14 protein-coding genes are annotated in these 16,472 nt (G+C 39.8%); 7 read left to right on the plus strand and 7 right to left on the minus strand.

Annotated features, from left to right (window positions below):
* Positions 1-9 precede the first annotated feature (9 nt).
* Together ACOKFG_RS15940 and ACOKFG_RS15945 are read left to right on the plus strand one after the other, a co-directional pair.
* The gene (locus tag ACOKFG_RS15940) at positions 10-921 is read left to right on the plus strand and encodes a FecR family protein (RefSeq protein WP_298791370.1); all 912 of its coding nucleotides are present in this window, start codon (positions 10-12) and stop codon (positions 919-921) included.
* Positions 902-3,469, plus strand: a complete 2,568-nt coding sequence (locus ACOKFG_RS15945) for a carboxypeptidase-like regulatory domain-containing protein (RefSeq protein ID WP_298791372.1) — start codon at positions 902-904, stop codon at positions 3,467-3,469. Before ACOKFG_RS15940 ends, ACOKFG_RS15945 begins: the two co-directional genes overlap by 20 nt.
* Here ACOKFG_RS15945 and ACOKFG_RS15950 read toward each other — a convergent pair.
* Both ACOKFG_RS15950 and argS read right to left on the minus strand, forming a co-directional pair.
* On the minus strand, positions 3,453-4,301 hold the full coding sequence (locus ACOKFG_RS15950; RefSeq protein WP_298791374.1) for a zinc-dependent peptidase: 849 nt from the start codon (positions 4,299-4,301) through the stop codon (positions 3,453-3,455). The genes ACOKFG_RS15945 and ACOKFG_RS15950 overlap by 17 nt on opposite strands.
* Positions 4,301-6,079 (minus strand): arginine--tRNA ligase, encoded by a 1,779-nt coding sequence (gene argS, locus ACOKFG_RS15955; RefSeq protein ID WP_422861601.1) that lies wholly within the window; start codon positions 6,077-6,079, stop codon positions 4,301-4,303. The genes ACOKFG_RS15950 and argS overlap by 1 nt, the downstream gene beginning before the upstream one ends.
* A 106-nt stretch (positions 6,080-6,185) precedes the next feature.
* Here argS and ACOKFG_RS15960 point away from each other — a divergent pair, with 106 nt between their 5' ends.
* The 4 genes from ACOKFG_RS15960 to ACOKFG_RS15975 all read left to right on the plus strand — a co-directional run bounded on the left by ACOKFG_RS15960 (position 6,186) and on the right by ACOKFG_RS15975 (position 10,141).
* Complete coding sequence (locus ACOKFG_RS15960; protein WP_422861602.1) at positions 6,186-6,611, plus strand: hypothetical protein; 426 nt, start codon at positions 6,186-6,188, stop codon at positions 6,609-6,611.
* Positions 6,612-6,613: 2 nt separating this feature from the next.
* Positions 6,614-7,126 (plus strand): DUF1648 domain-containing protein, encoded by a 513-nt coding sequence (locus ACOKFG_RS15965; protein WP_422861603.1) that lies wholly within the window; start codon positions 6,614-6,616, stop codon positions 7,124-7,126.
* On the plus strand, positions 7,123-8,547 hold the full coding sequence (locus ACOKFG_RS15970) for an SDR family oxidoreductase (RefSeq protein WP_422861604.1): 1,425 nt from the start codon (positions 7,123-7,125) through the stop codon (positions 8,545-8,547). Before ACOKFG_RS15965 ends, ACOKFG_RS15970 begins: the two co-directional genes overlap by 4 nt.
* A gap of 109 nt (positions 8,548-8,656) precedes the next feature.
* Entirely contained in the window at positions 8,657-10,141 is a 1,485-nt protein-coding gene (locus ACOKFG_RS15975; protein ID WP_422861605.1) for a carboxypeptidase-like regulatory domain-containing protein, read from the plus strand.
* A gap of 3 nt (positions 10,142-10,144) precedes the next feature.
* Here ACOKFG_RS15975 and ACOKFG_RS15980 read toward each other — a convergent pair whose 3' ends face one another.
* The 4 genes from ACOKFG_RS15980 to ACOKFG_RS15995 form a co-directional block, all read right to left on the minus strand.
* On the minus strand, positions 10,145-11,065 hold the full coding sequence (locus ACOKFG_RS15980) for a hypothetical protein (RefSeq protein WP_298791385.1): 921 nt from the start codon (positions 11,063-11,065) through the stop codon (positions 10,145-10,147).
* Between the two features lie 126 nt (positions 11,066-11,191).
* Entirely contained in the window at positions 11,192-12,328 is a 1,137-nt protein-coding gene (locus ACOKFG_RS15985; RefSeq protein ID WP_298791387.1) for a hypothetical protein, read from the minus strand.
* A 58-nt stretch (positions 12,329-12,386) separates the two neighbouring features.
* Complete coding sequence (gene ctlX, locus ACOKFG_RS15990; protein WP_298791388.1) at positions 12,387-13,316, minus strand: citrulline utilization hydrolase CtlX; 930 nt, start codon at positions 13,314-13,316, stop codon at positions 12,387-12,389.
* Between the two features lie 46 nt (positions 13,317-13,362).
* Complete coding sequence (locus ACOKFG_RS15995; RefSeq protein ID WP_298791391.1) at positions 13,363-14,277, minus strand: arginine deiminase family protein; 915 nt, start codon at positions 14,275-14,277, stop codon at positions 13,363-13,365.
* 281 nt (positions 14,278-14,558) lie between these two features.
* Here ACOKFG_RS15995 and ACOKFG_RS16000 point away from each other — a divergent pair, with 281 nt between their 5' ends.
* Complete coding sequence (locus ACOKFG_RS16000) at positions 14,559-15,026, plus strand: hypothetical protein (RefSeq protein ID WP_298791393.1); 468 nt, start codon at positions 14,559-14,561, stop codon at positions 15,024-15,026.
* A gap of 54 nt (positions 15,027-15,080) precedes the next feature.
* Here the strand turns inward: ACOKFG_RS16000 and ACOKFG_RS16005 are convergent, their stop codons facing one another.
* Positions 15,081-16,364 (minus strand): citrate synthase, encoded by a 1,284-nt coding sequence (locus ACOKFG_RS16005; RefSeq protein ID WP_298791394.1) that lies wholly within the window; start codon positions 16,362-16,364, stop codon positions 15,081-15,083.
* Positions 16,365-16,472 lie beyond the last annotated feature (108 nt).

A 16,472-nucleotide genomic window follows, 5' to 3' on the forward strand; every position in this document is an offset into this window, starting at 1 on the left:
ATAGAAATCATGCAAGAAAATTACTTGGCAAAATGGCTTAGCGGAGAGCTTTCTGAGCAGGAGCTGGCGGAATTTAAAAAGTCCGCAGAATATGCTTCTTATCAGAAACTAAAAGAGGTTTCAAGCAACTTGAAAGCTCCTGAATTCGATGTTGACCAGGCTTTAACACAACTTACGGAAGAACGTATTGGCAATGCTCCAAAAGTCATTGCATTAAATCCGTTCAAGAAATTCTTGCGTGTTGCTGCCGCCATCGCTGTACTTATTGCTGGCTCTTATTTTTATGTGAGTACTTTGGACGAATCAGTGGCAACCCAGTTTGCTGAACGTTCTGAAGTGGTTCTTCCCGATAATTCAGAAATTGTATTAAATGCTGGTTCTAGCGTTTCTTACAGTGAAAAAAAATGGGATAAAGAACGAAATGTCGCTCTTAAGGGAGAAGCTTTCTTTAAAGTGGCTAAAGGCAAAAAATTCACGGTATCAACTGAACAGGGTACTGTAACGGTCTTGGGAACGCAATTTAATGTGGAAAACAGGGAGGGCTTTTTTGAAGTTACCTGTTTTGAAGGATTGGTCAGTGTTACCTTTGATGGTATCGAGACCAAATTGCCAGCAGGCTCTTCGTTCATGGCCATAAACGGCCAAGTAATGGACACTTCGGCCCCAACCACTTCACAGCCAACATGGATGAACAACGAAAGCTCTTTTGAGCGTATTCCATTGAGCTACGTTCTCAATGAACTTGAAAGACAATACAATATTGAGGTAAATACAGAGAATGTTGATAAAAATCTGCTATTTACCGGAACTTTTAGCAACACAGACTTGAAAATGGCGTTAAAAAGTATAAGCACCCCATCTAGAATGAATTACAAAATTGAGGGTGATAATGTGCTTTTCTATGCTGAAAAAACTCCGTAGTTACCTTTTTGGTGTCTTCTTAGGTTTTTTGGTCCTTCTTCCTGTTACCACGAAGGGTCAGGAGCAGCAAGAAACACCTATTTCTCTTATTGCCTATATCAAGAGTCTTGAAAGTAAATTCGATATCAAATTTTCTTTTATCAATGAGGATTTGGAGGATATCACCATTGCAGTACCAGATAACCTTGCTGCCCTAGAGGACATTCTTGAATATATCCAGAATCAATTTCAGATAAAAACCCAAAAACTAAGTGATCGGTATTATACACTTACCAAACGAACCTTGGTAACTGTATGTGCCAAAGTGTTAGACAACTTTGCCGAAAACACCGTTCCAGGAGCAACGGTAGAGATCTTTGGAACAGAAATAGCATTGACTACCAATCCGGATGGCTCATTTTCAATAGACGACATTCCTCGAAATGCTACCCTGAAAATTAGATATCTCGGATACAATACAAAGTATATAAGTGTTGAAAATTTAATCAAAAGAGGCGGGTGTCCCCCCATTTTGATGGCACAGCATTATGAACAGTTAAAAGAGGTTATTGTATATAAATTCCTTACAACAGGAATAATAAAAGAATCAGATGCAAGTATAACCCTGAATACTGGGGAATTTGGGATTTTACCCGGTCTAATTGAGCCAGACGTTTTACAGACCGTTCAGGCCCTTCCAGGTATTAAAAGCATAGATGAAACCGTTTCCGACATAAATGTACGAGGTGGCACCAATGATCAGAACTTGATTTTATGGAATGGAATAAAAATGTACCAATCTGGGCACTTTTTTGGTTTGATTTCAGCCTTCAACCCCTACCTGACCGACAAAATTACCATTATCAAAAACGGAACACCAGCAACCTTCGGCGATGGGGTAAGCAGCGTAATTCAAATGGAAACGGACAACGAGCTCTCCGATTACTTTACAGGAGGAGCTGGTTTCAATTTCATCAGCGGCGATGCTTACGGACAAATTCCTATTACTGACCGTTTAGGCCTGCAGTTTTCGGCTCGACGTTCAACCACCGACTTTTTAAACACCCCAACCTATAACAAGTTTTTTGACCGTGCCTTTCAGGATAGTAAGGTTACCAATCAAAATAATGTTACCGTGGATGATGATATATTGCGAAGCGAAAACTTCTTTTTTTATGATTTCACGGGCAAATTACTCTACGATATAAACGACCAACATCAACTGCGACTGAATTTCATCAGTATTACCAACAACTTGGAATACACTGAAAATAATCTAACGGACCTTGAAACAACCAACAGTCTGCTTAATCAGACTAATTTATCGGTTGGCGGCCAATTGCAAAGCCAGTGGACGGATAGACTTTCCTCTAATTTGAATATCTACTACTCACGCTACAATTTGGATGCAGAAAGTCTTTTTGGAAATCAAATACAGTTGTTATTTCAGAACAACCAAGTTTTGGAAAATGCAGTTAAGTTGGACACCGATTACAAGCTATCTGACAAACTTCATTTCCGAGGTGGATATCAATATATCGAAACAGGTATTATTAATACCACGATTCTTACCCAACCTTTTTTTGAAAGCGAGATAAAAGGAGTCGTTCGAATACACGCCCCACATACTGAAATAGGCTATACTTCAGATGGCAACAAGTTTATTGGTAAAGCCGGAGTTCGCTTCAATTACATGGAGAATCTGGGCACTTTCACCAAATTCTTGGTCGAACCCAGGTTGAATATGAGTTTTAGGCTTGCTAATTACCTCCGGGGAGAGGTTTTAGGTGAATTTAAGAGTCAGACAACCAATCAAATCATTGATTTGGAGCAAAATTTCTTGGGAATTGAAAAACGCAGATGGATTCTATCTGATGACGATACACTACCCATTACCCAAAGTAAACAAGGTTCAATTGGCATCAATTACGAAAAAAACGATTTCTACCTTGGTCTTGAAGGCTTTTATAAAAAAGTAGATGGTATCAGTACCAGTACCCAGGGATTTCAGAACCAAAACCAGTTTAATGGTGAAATCGGCAGCTATGATGTAAAAGGAATGGAGTTTTTAATCAATAAAAAAGGGGACAATTATAGCACCTGGCTAAGCTACACTTACAATAAAAACGACTATACTTTTGAAACCATAATCCCTAACAGCTTTCCCAATAATTTAGATATTAGACATACGTTGACTTTTGCTGGCACGTACTCCTATAACAATTTACAATTAGGGTTGGGAGCTAATTTTAGATCTGGCAGACCAATTACCGAACCTCAAGATGGAGATTTGGCGCTTGACACTTCGGTTTTTCCAGCGCAAATCAACTACAAATCCCCAAACGGCAATAGACTACCAGAATATCTTCGCGTAGATGCTTCTGCAATCTACAAGTTTGACATTGGAAGAAATGTAAAAGCCAATGCCGGTATTTCCGTACTCAATGTAACCAACCGTAAAAATAGTTTGAACAAATACTATCGAGTCAACGAAGACAACGAAATTGAAGCTGTGGAGAATATCTCATTAGGGTTTACTCCAAACATCAGTTTTAGGGTACATTTTTAAGTCTCCAATGGGGTTTGTTGAGGTCAAAATTCAACATCCTGCGCATTGTATCGTATAAATCAGGATGCTTCTTGGAAAATTCAGCTGGGCTTTCGATAAAATTTTCCATGATAACCGCAAAAAACTCATAAAAATTAGTCTTTCCATAAGCCCTAAAATAAGTAGATGTAGCTAACTCCCTTTGAAAACCCTCTTGGTTATAGATGTTTTTGATTCGTGTTAGGCCTACCCTGAATCGTCTAGCTTCCCAAGAAGATTTTTTCCTTGTTTCGAACATCAATGCATGGGCGACCTCATGGATACCCAGGTTTCGATTATCATTGGGGATTTTGAATCCATTTTCCAAATCCTCAGCCGAAAACACCAAGATTTTTAGCCTCGGATTATATTCTCCAATATGGTGGTTTTTTCCAATACGCGAGTAATAGTTATCGGGATAGATGATGATTCTTGAAATGGACCTTTCAAACCTGAAATCGCGCATCCCCATGCTCAATAAGGCAGCGGAGGCTGAAACATAGGCCTTTATTTGCTTTTCATTGGTAATCCCGTTATAAAAGACGAACTTCTTTTTCGATTTGAACCAGATAAACCGTTTTAAAAAGGTTTTCTTCTGCTCAGGGTTAAACTGTTGATATGGAATAAGAAAATCAGAAATAAACTGCCTTTCCTTGGCGGTAATTCGTCTTACCGGATGAAAAACATTGTAAAAAGTAAATCGCTCTCCAAAAAATTGCTGATAACCAACTCTCGCAAACACATAAAGTAAACCAACTGCCAAGACCAAGGCAGCAATTTCTTTTTGAGTTTCAGTAAGTCCTAGTCCATCCATTACATGCGTTCAGGAACATCTATACCCAAAAGTCTAAAAGCAGACTGAATTATCTCTCCTACTTTTTTGGAGAGTTGTACACGAAAACACTTCTTCTGTTCATCGGTCTCCCCTAAAATGGACACCTGTTGATAAAAAGAGTTGAATTCCTTTACCAAATCATAGGTGTAGTTGGCAATCAACGCCGGACTATAATTCTCCGCAGCCAACTGAACCGTTTCCGGAAAAAGTTGGATGTGTTTAAGCAATTCCTTTTCCTTTTCATGAAGTTCAAAGGCCATATCCAGCGTAGTTGAGATATCAAAATCGGCCTTTCGTAAAATGGACTGGATTCGTGCGTAGGTGTATTGGATAAATGGACCAGTATTTCCCTGAAAATCTACAGATTCCTCCGGATTGAACAGGATACGTTTTTTAGGATCTACTTTTAAGATATAATATTTTAAAGCACCCAATCCTATCGTTCTATAAAGTTGTTCCTTTTCTTCTTCGGAATAACCATCAAGTTTGCCCAATTCTTCGGAAATGGATGCTGCAGTTTTTTCCATGTTTTCGATTAAATCATCTGCGTCCACAACTGTACCCTCCCTACTCTTCATTTTTCCACTGGGAAGATCTACCATCCCATAACTCAAATGGTACAATTGTTGGGCCCAATCGTATCCCAATTTCTTAAGGATCAAGAAAAGTACTTTAAAATGGTAATCCTGTTCGTTTCCAACCGTATAGACCATACCATTGATATCTGAATGGTCGGTTACCCTTTGGATAGCCGTTCCAATATCTTGGGTCATATAGACGGCGGTACCATCTGACCGTAATACTATTTTCTCATCCAGACCTTCATCCGTAAGATCTATCCAGACACTTCCATCTTCTTTTTTAAAGAAAACATCCCGTTCCAGGCCATCTTTTACAACATCCCTACCCAAAAGATAAGTGTCACTTTCGTAGTAAAGTTTATCGAAATTGACACCTAAGTTTTTGTATGTGACATCAAAACCTTCATAGACCCATCCGTTCATTTTTTTCCAAAGAGACACGGTTTCGTCATTACCACCTTCCCATTGACGAAGCATTTCTTGGGCCTCTAAAAGAATGGGAGCTTCTTTTTCAGCTTTTTCTTTTTCTGTTCCTTTGGCAACCAATTCCGCAATCTGTTCCTTATACGCCTTGTCAAACGCTACATAATACTTTCCTACCAAATGGTCCCCCTTTAATCCTGATGATTCTGGAGTTTCTCCTTCACCAAATTTCTGCCACGCCAGCATACTCTTGCAGATATGAATCCCGCGATCGTTAATGATTTGGGTCTTGTATACTTTTTTTCCAGCTGCCTTTAAGATTTCAGCAACCGAATATCCCAAAAGATTGTTTCGGATATGGCCCAAATGCAGTGGTTTATTGGTATTTGGAGAAGAATACTCCACCATCACGGCATCTTCGGAAGGTGCTTTTACATATCCAAAGTCCGCCTCATTATACATGGAATTGAAAAAATTCAGATAAAACTTGTCTTCCACAACAAGATTCAAAAAGCCCTTGACCACATTAAATTTGGCTACCTCGTCTACATTCTCCTGTAAATATTCGCCAATCTTGGTGCCAATTTCAACGGGATTCCCTTTTACAAAGCGCAACATAGGAAAGACAACCACGGTAATGTCCCCTTCAAAATCTTTTCGGGTAGGTTGAAATTCAACAGTTGGCAGTTCTACTTGGTACAACTCCCTAACCGCTTGGATCACACTTTGAGAAATAACTTTTTGCAAACTCATGTATATGCTCTTTTCAGCCTGCAAAACTACATATTTTTTACCCGTTTCTATCAATATTAATAGGCTTTGCCCATAACAAACCCATTGATTTTGGTTAATTTTAAAGATGCTTTTGAACGTCTCTTACAATGATAAAACCGTTACCCAGAAAATTGATGCGGCCGTAGGTAAGCCTTTCCCCCTAAAAGAGCGTTTCGCTATGGGCGGAATTGGTTCACCGAAACTCTTTATCACAGAGACCAGTGTTGAGATACAGAATCTGTTGATTTTGGACAATAATTTGAATTCTTGCAATATAGAAATGCGTCCAAAAGGTATCATTGTTCGATTTAGGTCACTGTTAGAAACCTATGGTTTGGTAATTCCATATTACAAACTGAACCTGTACAAAGGGGATTTTGCAGTGTATTCGATTTATAAAGACCATTATTTCATCAAAGTAAGGTCCGATACCAAGGCCATTCAGAAGTATTTCAAAAAGGTATTGGACTATAAAGCAGACAACGCCCAACCCTCAATTGAAGATTTATAAACATGTTCAGAAAAAGACCAAAAATTGAGGTAAAACCTACCACAAGGGACAAAAACCTGGTCAAATTGGGATGGATAATCGTGGCTTTGAATATCCTAATGGTTCTAGTCTTCTATTTTGACCTTCCCGAGACTATTCCCACGCATTTTAATTTAAAAGGTGAAGCGGATGGCTACGGGCATAAATCAACACTTTGGATTATTCCTATTATCAGTGCTGCACTGTATTTTGGTCTTGGTTTTTTTGTAACTAAAATGAAGCCTTACAATATGAACTTTCCAGTAAAGGTCACTGAAAAAAATGCTCCGGAATTGTATGCTTTGGGAATTCGTATGATTGCCGTAATGAATCTTGCCTCCGTAGTTGCCTTTTTGTTGACCACACTAATCATCATTTTGCACATAAAAGGGGTTGTTGGCACCTTGGATGTACAACTGTTGCTGGGCTCCTGGATTGTTGTGGCATTACTTCCGTTTCTATATATGTATAAAATGTTTACGCTCCCAAGTCGATGAAAATCTTGCTTACTGGTGCCAACGGATATATTGGTATGCGCTTGTTGCCCGGTTTGCTGGAGTTGGGGCATATGGTAGTCTGCGCAGTAAGAGATGAAAAACGATTTTCCATCGATGCCAGTGTTCGTGCCCAAGTAGATGTGGTTGAAGTTGATTTTCTGAAGGAAGGCGGACTTGCAAACTTACCCAACGACCTTGATGCCGCTTACTACTTGATTCACTCCATGGCCTCCTCTACTTCCGATTTTGACCAAATGGAAGCCCAAGCGGCAAAAAACTTCAATGCGCACATGGCTAAAACTCGGGTTGAACAAGTTATTTACCTAAGTGGAATTGTCAATGAGGAAAAGTTGTCCAAACATCTAAGTTCCCGAAAAAACGTGGAGAACATTTTATATCAAGGAAATTTCAATTTAACGGTACTTCGAGCAGGAATCATTGTAGGTTCTGGCAGTTCTTCGTTTGAAATTATTCGGGATCTCTGTGAAAAATTGCCTATCATGATTACTCCAAAATGGGTATTGACCAAAACGCAGCCCATAGCCATTCGTGATGTTATTCAGTTTTTGACTCAGGTTTTAAGAAACACAGAAACCTACAATCAATCTTTTGATATTGGTGGTCCCAATGTGCTGACGTACAAAGACATGTTAAAACAATATGCCAAGGTCAGAGGATTTACAAATTGGATTCTTACGGTTCCGGTGATGACCCCAAAACTCTCTTCGTATTGGCTATACTTTGTTACTTCAACCTCCTATAAATTGGCAATAAACCTAGTGGATAGCATGAAAATGGAAGTAATAGCTTCCGACAACCGATTACAACAGCTTTTAGGTATAAAACCCCTAAGCTATCCCGAAGCCATTGACAAAGCCTTTAAAAAGATTGCACAAAACCAAGTTGTAAGCAGCTGGAAGGATAGTATTGCCAGTGGTCAAATCAAGGAAGGGTTAACAAAATACATTCAAGTACCCAGATATGGGGTTTTGGTGGATAAACAGTCCAAAAGAACTAAAAACCCAGAGCAGACCTTAGAAAACATATGGAAGATAGGCGGGGAAACGGGTTGGTATTATGGCAATTGGCTTTGGAAAATCCGTGGTTTTCTGGACAAGGTTAATGGTGGTCCCGGACTTCGAAGAGGGCGAACGCATATAGATAAATTGTTCCCTGGTGATGCACTCGACTTTTGGCGGGTACTTTTAGCCGATAAAGAGGCAAAGCGGCTTTTGCTCTTTGCTGAAATGCGCATGCCCGGTGAGGCCTGGCTCGAATTCCATATTGACGAAGACAATATTCTGCACCAAACGGCCACCTTTCGCCCTAAAGGCTTACGCGGACGTTTGTATTGGTATAGTGTGCTCCCCTTCCACTATTTTATTTTCGGCGGAATGATCAAGAATTTGATCAAAAGCTAGCTTCTGGAATGATCCTTGTTACAAATTCCTGTTAAAGTCGTCTGCCTAAATGCAACCCTTTTGTTATTTCGTACGTCTTTAAATAGATAAGCAATCAAAAAACGAACTGATGTCCAAATTCAATACAGCCACAATTCTATGCTTTTTGCTCCTATGTGGTAGTCTTTCAGCCCAGACCATAACTTCTAAATTGATCGATGCAAAAACCCAAAAGGGAATTCCCTATGCAACGGTGCAATATGGCGAGCATCAAGGTGTAATCACCAATGAGGAAGGCCGTTTCAGCTTTATTTTGGATGAAACCTCAACCCAGGACTCTATCTATATCTCTTCCATGGGATATCAAAAAACGGGTTTTGCACTAGGACAGTTACAAGATAGTGTCATTACCATCACTCCCAAAGCCATTGAACTTACCGGAGTGTATTTGTTTGATAAGGAATTGGATGTGGATGAGATTATGGAACGGGTTGAGGAACGCATGCCCACAAACTATAACAAAGCGCCGCTTAAACAGCGTTTCTTTTTACGGCAATCCAGCTTTAATACATTGCAGAAAATGGATATCGAATTTAAAAAATCTACCATTGCGGAGCTGGATGAGCCTTTGATGGACAGTATCATATCCATTCTTCCAAAAAATTCGGCCTACTACACCGAAACTTTGGGTGATTACTACCAAAAGGGAGAGGAAAATAAGTTGGAGATCATAAAAGCGGCCGAACTGTACGATAAAAGCAACGAAGGTTCGATGGAAGCGCTGTCCGACAAAATGGAAGCCATTTTTAAAGCCAATGTAAAACCAGACTCTTATCTAAAGATAAAATCAGGAATTTTTGGCGAGAAGGTGCAACTGGATTCGATTTTTGAAAATGAAGAAGAAACCGATGAACTGGAAGCTGAATTAAAAAAACCTGAGAAAAACTACTTTTTGGGCAACCGAAAGTACATTATGAGCGAGATTACCGATCAGTTCTTTGGAAAGTCCAAATTGGATGTGGCCAAAAAGCTCAACCGTTACGAGTTTGAACTTTTAGGGTATTCTGAGCTGGAAAACCAAGGAGTCTATGTGGTGGGGTTTGCTCCTAAAAGAGGTGCTGATTTTCAAGGCAAGCTGTTTGTGAACATCGAGGATTTTGCAATAATGCGTATGGACTACGAAAATGTAAAGACCATAAAAAGCATAAAACTATTAGGCTTTAGCTACCAAGAACTGAAATACTTTGGCAGCACCATTTTTTCCAAGTTTGATGGAGACAAATACCAGCTGAAGTTTATGAACTTCACCTTTGGGCGTAAAATGGGGGTGGACCGACCCTTAAAAGTGATTGAAAAGAACAAACATGTTAAGGGCCGAAGAAAACAGAACGAACTCTCCCTGGCTCTGGACATTGTTAATTACAATACCGAAAAGTACGAATTGGTGGTATACAACTCGGATAAGGTTTCCAAAACCAATTTTGAGGCCTTGGAAGAGGACGAAACCGTTGAGGCCACCTATTTATCGGCTTATGACCCTGATTTTTGGAAAGGCTATACCATTATGGAGCCCAACCAGGCCATTCGAGAGTTTGTGGTTGAGGGCGAACAATAAATTTTACTGCAAAAGGGTTTTAGCCTGTTGTTGGTATTTACGGCTTAGACCACGAAATTTAGTTACATAAATGTTAGTGCTTTTCCCTGGGAGGCTATCACTGCTGGTGTAATACAATTGTTTCCCATCCTGGGTCAAATAGGGATATAGATCACTCCCTGAGGTGTTTAATTCTTTAATGTTTTGGGGCAACGTCCATTCATTCTCCTCTCTAAAGCTAATATAGAGGTCGCCATAGGGTGAAACATTTGCTTCGCGTTGTGAGGCTTCAAAAATAATCAGGTCACCTGCGCTGTTGATCTCCAGGTTCCATTCCCCTTTAGGGGAATTCAATGTGTTTCCCATATTTACAGGAGGTCCAAACTCTCCATATTTTAATTCTGAAACATACAGATCGCCCTGACCATAGCCTCCGAGTCGGTCCGAGGCAAAATATAGGTTGCCATCGCCATCGGTACGAGGACTATACTCCGTGTTTTCCGAATTTATGGGATAGGATAGTACGGTGGGTTCTTTCCATTGACCGTTTTTATCTTTGGTCACCATCCAAATATCCGCGGAGGTTGATGTATACGATACGGGTCTATTGGAAATAAAGAACAAGGTTTTCCCATCCCTTGACAGGTGCGGGTCGCTATCGTCATAAATACCCGAAAATGGAACGATTTCTGGAGTGGACCACTGGTCATTGTTTTTTACGGAGCGATAAATGGCGCTTTTCATATCGCCACTGCCCCATTCTTGGTTGCTTCGGGCAAAGTAGAGTTCGTTGCCATCTGCCGTAAAGGTGCAGGAATATTCTACAGCGGGTGTGGAAATGTTATCCGGTTCAAATTTGATGATATCTTTTTGCTTGCCGCATCCCAACCAAACGAATCCGACAAAACAGTATAACATCCGTATTCCAAATTTTGAATTTCCCATGTGCAACTAGTGTTTAAAAAAGGGGAACCAAAATGTGCAATACTCTGCCAAGTTTGCAGGTTTTATAAAAGTAATGATAATCTTACAAACCATCATTATGTGTTTCGCTAAAGAAAAAACAGCCCTTTATTGCTTTGGCAATTGTAACCATTCTTTCCATAATTGATAAGACTGGCGCTCATTTCCTTCGCCATCCAACAGGCCATTGTCGCGCCATACTCGTAATATATCCGGTGGTGATGGCGTATTTTCATATAAGAGATCGTAGTCCCTATACACAAACCAAAGGGCGAACTCCGCATTCAGTGCATTAAGCTGATTCATGAGTTTTTCAACATAGCCTCTTTGCCAATCTTCGGTACTTCTGGCGCTCACTCCTAAATTTTCGATAACCAAATCATCGGCAGAAAATCCAGTCTCGGCAACAGCAAAAGGTTTTGAGGGGTCTAAATTTCTGAAGTCCTCCAACCAATTGTCCGCAAACAAATCTGGATTTGCATCACGTGTCAAATCCCCATAGTATAAGAACGGATAGGTACTCATGGCGATATAATCGGAATGTGCTACAAGCATTTCTGAAATCTCCAATACTTCCGCTTTGCTTAGGTCGAAAGCCTGATCTTGTATACTAAGAAAAACGGGCAAATTTGGATAATCAACCTTTAACGCGGTATAAACGGCTTCCATTAAATTCAAAAACTGTGCAAAAGCGGGGTCATCTTTTTTAAAAGATGCATTGGTCTCGATTCCATAACCAAAATAGTCCGGATTCACCTCGTCTATCAACCGTTTGCAATATGTAATGAAAGTGGAAACAACAATGGGATCATCAAAATTCTTTTCCTCCCAAAATGGAGGTAAGGGTTGATGACTACCGGAATTGTTCCAATACTTTGCCAAATTTCCCCTGCTCTGGTCGGTCGGCGTTGTCGTAAGAACAATCTTGGTATCGGGCGATTTAGCATTTTTGGCTACATTGATGGTATTTTGAACCTCTTCTGGAAATGGTAAATCATTCATGACCTCATCCCAAGGAACTCCATAATCCAGGTGATTCAAAAATATATCACCATCCGCAATAACATTCTCAAAAGTCTCGGTGAGGGCGTTCACATCATAATCGTATGGAAAAGCTGTAAATCCCATAAAAAAAGACCTTCCAGTGGGTTCTTCAATATCCTGCTCAGTAGTCTTGTCTTCTGAACAGGAATAAACCAGCAAAATCACTAGAAATATAGAGGTAATGCGCTTTGTTCCAACCATGGTAACAAAACGAATCTCACAAGGAAATTATTGTCGAAAACTTCCTGATTTTCAGCTTTTAAGCCTTGGGTAAAAATACTTCTGCCATCATGCAACGAGCAGAACCTCCTCCACAGGTTTCAATGACATCCAATGGACTGTGAATGATTTCGCAATGCTTGATTATCGCATCCATTTGGTCTGGACGAAGACTTTTATATGCCTGCGAACTCATCACCATAAAACGCTCGTCGTCAGCTCCAATAACCTGAAGCATATTACCAGCAAAGGCATGCATCTGTGCTTCGGTAATGGCAATTACTTCTTTACCATCTTTTTTAAGATGCTCCACCACATTTTTGCGCTCCTTTTTATCATCAATGGTGTCCAAGCAAATAACTGCAAAGGTTTCGGCCATGGCCATCATTACATTGGTGTGGTAAATAGGCAACCGCTGACCGTCAACAGTTTGGTTAGCAGTGAAAATAACAGGGAAACAGTCAAAATCTTCACAGAATTCTATAAAAAGCTCCTCATTGGCACGCTCTGACAACGCACAATATGCTTTTTGATGGACACGGTCCTTTAGAATGCTGCCGGTTCCTTCCAAGAAGACACCTTCCTCCTCAGCAGCTGTGTAGTCTACAATATTATCAATTCGGAATCCTTCCTGCTCTAAAATGTCAAAAATATCTTCCCTTCGTTCATTTCTTCGGTTTTCGGCAAACATGGGATATACGCAAATGGTACCACTATTATGAAACGATATCCAATTGTTTGGAAATATGGAATCTGGAGTATCCGGTTCCTTGGTATCATCGATTACAATAACCTGGACCCCATGGCTCCTTAGTTTTGCCACAAAATCATCAAACTCTTTCTGAGCCTTGGCATTGATTTCGTCATTGCTCACAGTCATTTTCTCTTGAAAATAATTGTTGACAGCCGTCTGTTCGTTCATTCTAAAACCTACCGGCCGAACCATTAAAATGGTATTGGTTACCTGCATTTTTGTGTGTATTACCCCTCGATTGCGCTCGAGATGACGTTAAAACTTATTCTCTTATCAGTGGCATTGTGCTGCATCTAAGCAGCCCTTCTTGCTTTGCAATTTCAGCATACGGAATTTCTTCCACCGTAAAACCTTGTTCCCTAAGCCAGTCGTTCAACCTTTTGAAGTTCCGTTCTGAGACAACGACTTCTGGCGAGATGGAGAACACATTGCTGAACATCTGGTACATTTCATCTTTGGTGATTTCGAAGATGTTTTCTTTCCCAAAATAATCAACCAGCCATTGGTATTCCTCTTCAACTAAAAAACCATTTTTATGCAGAATGGCCTTGTCTTTCCCTACCGGTTGAAAACAACAGTCTAAATGCAAAGCATTGTCCTTGGCATTGGTATTGGATTTCCGAAGTTCAAAGGATTTCACTTTTTTGTTTGGAAATTGAGCCGCAATGAATTCAACGGCCTCCTTGTTTGTTCTCGCGGTAATGTAATCCGGATAGTCCTCTCCAGTGTAGGTCCCGATGAAAATATAATCGTTCCAGGGCATTACGTCCCCACCTTCAATATGAACTTCTTCTGGTGGACGAACGACTTTCTTTGGGTCGATTTTATCTAAAACATGTTGAATGGCCTCAAACTCTCTTTCCCGATCTGGAAGAATATTTGAATGAAACAATGTATCCTCAATCACAAAGGCAATATCCCTGGAAAAAATCTGGTTGCAATCTTTTAGAACAGAAGGACGAAAAACTTGCACTCCATGCTTTTCAAACACCCTGGCGAACGCATCCATTTCTTTGACCATATCCTTTTCCAACGGATAGGTACCCGCCAAAATGTGTTCCAAAGACTTTGGATCATAAGCCTCTTCTGGCTTTGGAGTTGGACCACAGCTTTCGGCTGTACCTAAGATTACAGCTTTCAGAGGGCTTGTTTCGTTTTGAATATGCAATTGCATCATATAACCGTCATTTATTACCGAATTAAGGAATTCAATTGAAGGAAATCCTCACAAATTCTATGGCAAAACTAGCGCTTTGTTATCGATTTTCCATCGACTAAAACAGAAAAAAACTTGAAGCGATTAAGGTTTTCCATCATTTGGCTGTGGTTTTTCCTTTTCACTCATAACTATTTGATTTATAAATAGTTAATACTCAGTTAGTTTTAAAATATCCTTCTAAAAACCATCCAAATTTAGACTATTATCATTACATTTAAGTAAGGAAAAAGCTTTTGGGGATGAAAAAAATTGTTCTTCCATTCTGTTTCATTGCGCTGATCAGTATCGGCCTTTTGTCCATGAACAAGTTTCCGCAAAAATTTGACTTTTCTAAGCCTTTGAATTCAAAAAAGAGCACTCCTCAGGAACATCAGGCTAGATATTCGGATTGTATTAGTCTGAAGGATGTTTCAAACATTGAAGCTAGGGATATTGACATTCCTCTTGAACAAAAGAATATATTGTTTGATGAAGTCAATGCACAGCTTAGAAAATATTCAAGTTCTTTGGATTCCACTATCAAAAACTTAAACACCATTGAAGCCCATAAATTTTTGCACAGTGAATTCCAACGTAGCCAAAAGCAAATCAGTGCAGATTCTTTGTCTGCGATTAAAGTCTATTATCACAGGGGAATCATGAGCATATGCCATGAACGTGATAAGATGTTAAACTCCATATCTGTTGGTAGGGTTGCTAAAAGGTGATAAAAAAAGGGCAATCATAACTGATTGCCCTTTTTTCAATGCTTAATCTTTAAATTATCTTTTCTTTACTTCGACGAATGGTCTGTGGTTTTCTCCAATATATATTTGTCTTGGTCTTCCTATAGGCTCACCTCTTAAACGCATTTCTCTCCATTGGGCAATCCAACCGGGCAATCTACCCAACGCAAACATTACGGTAAACATTTCCGTGGGTATTCCCAAAGCTCGGTAAATAATACCGGAATAGAAATCCACATTTGGATATAGTTTTCTTTTTACGAAGTATTCGTCCTCCAAGGCCTCTTTTTCCAATCCTTTGGCGATATCCAGAATTGGGTCCTCTATTCCTAAGCTTCCCAATACTTCATCGGCTGATTTTTTAATAATCTTGGCCCTTGGGTCAAAGTTTTTATAAACACGGTGTCCAAAGCCCATTAATCTAAATGGATCATTTTTGTCTTTTGCTTTGGCCATATATTTTTTGGTGTCTCCTCCATCTTCTTGAATAGCTTCCAACATTTCCAAAACAGCTTGATTGGCACCTCCATGAAGTGGTCCCCACAAAGCTGAAATACCAGCAGAAAGTGATGCGAACAATCCAGCATGGGAAGATCCTACGATACGAACAGTTGAAGTGGAGCAGTTTTGCTCATGATCAGCATGTAAAATCAACAATTTATCCAAAGCATCAATGGCAATGGTATCCTTTTTGTATTCTTGGTTTGGTTTTTTGAACATCATTTTATGAATGTTCTCCACATAACCGAGGGTATCATCCCCATAATCCAAAGGAAGGCCCTTTTTCTTTCTTTGTGCCCAAGCTACCAATACCGGGAATTTAGCGAGAATCCGTACTATGGAATGGTACATTGCTTCTTCGGATGAAACATCGACTGAAGTTGGATTAAATGCCACCAATGCACTTGTTAGCGAAGACAATACACCCATTGGGTGTGCTGACTTTGGAAAACCATCCAAAATCTTTTTCATTTCTTCATCTACGTGTGACTCTTCCTTAATATCAGCATGGAAAGTCGCAAGTTGCTCCTTGTTTGGTAATTCACCAAAAATCAAAAGGTAAGCTACTTCCAAGAAATCAGCCTTTTCAGCCAAATCCTCGATAGAATAACCTCTGTAACGTAATATTCCTTTTTCTCCGTCCAAAAAAGTAATTGCACTCTCACACGAGCCGGTGTTTTTATACCCCGGATCTATGGTCACCATACCACTGGCAGCGCGCAGGGTTTTTATATCGATGGCCAATTCATCCTCAGTACCTTTTATTACCGGGAACTCGTATTTCTCACCTCCATATTCAAGTATTGCTTTGTCAGACATTTTATGTTTTAAAAGATTAATAAAATAGAACCGGAAATTTACGAAAAAGCATAGGTATTAACAATTTCCCGGCTTCATTTATGGTATTGTTAACTATACTTTTTGTAG

The sequence above is a fragment of the Flagellimonas rhodophyticola genome, assembly GCF_049332665.1.
Classification (GTDB): Bacteria; Bacteroidota; Bacteroidia; order Flavobacteriales; family Flavobacteriaceae; genus Flagellimonas.

Excerpts from the sequence above, each read along its gene's own strand:
- ACOKFG_RS15940 (WP_298791370.1), top strand. The coding sequence starts at position 10 with ATGCAAGAAAATTACTTGGCAAAATGGCTTAGCGGAGAGCTTTCTGAG.
- ACOKFG_RS15945 (WP_298791372.1), top strand. The coding sequence starts at position 902 with ATGCTGAAAAAACTCCGTAGTTACCTTTTTGGTGTCTTCTTAGGTTTT.
- ACOKFG_RS15950 (WP_298791374.1), bottom strand. The coding sequence starts at position 4,301 with ATGGATGGACTAGGACTTACTGAAACTCAAAAAGAAATTGCTGCCTTG.
- argS (WP_422861601.1), bottom strand. The coding sequence starts at position 6,079 with ATGAGTTTGCAAAAAGTTATTTCTCAAAGTGTGATCCAAGCGGTTAGG.
- ACOKFG_RS15960 (WP_422861602.1), top strand. The coding sequence starts at position 6,186 with ATGCTTTTGAACGTCTCTTACAATGATAAAACCGTTACCCAGAAAATT.
- ACOKFG_RS15965 (WP_422861603.1), top strand. The coding sequence starts at position 6,614 with ATGTTCAGAAAAAGACCAAAAATTGAGGTAAAACCTACCACAAGGGAC.
- ACOKFG_RS15970 (WP_422861604.1), top strand. The coding sequence starts at position 7,123 with ATGAAAATCTTGCTTACTGGTGCCAACGGATATATTGGTATGCGCTTG.
- ACOKFG_RS15975 (WP_422861605.1), top strand. The coding sequence starts at position 8,657 with ATGTCCAAATTCAATACAGCCACAATTCTATGCTTTTTGCTCCTATGT.
- ACOKFG_RS15980 (WP_298791385.1), bottom strand. The coding sequence starts at position 11,065 with ATGGGAAATTCAAAATTTGGAATACGGATGTTATACTGTTTTGTCGGA.
- ACOKFG_RS15985 (WP_298791387.1), bottom strand. The coding sequence starts at position 12,328 with ATGGTTGGAACAAAGCGCATTACCTCTATATTTCTAGTGATTTTGCTG.
- ctlX (WP_298791388.1), bottom strand. The coding sequence starts at position 13,316 with ATGCAGGTAACCAATACCATTTTAATGGTTCGGCCGGTAGGTTTTAGA.
- ACOKFG_RS15995 (WP_298791391.1), bottom strand. The coding sequence starts at position 14,277 with ATGATGCAATTGCATATTCAAAACGAAACAAGCCCTCTGAAAGCTGTA.
- ACOKFG_RS16000 (WP_298791393.1), top strand. The coding sequence starts at position 14,559 with ATGAAAAAAATTGTTCTTCCATTCTGTTTCATTGCGCTGATCAGTATC.
- ACOKFG_RS16005 (WP_298791394.1), bottom strand. The coding sequence starts at position 16,364 with ATGTCTGACAAAGCAATACTTGAATATGGAGGTGAGAAATACGAGTTC.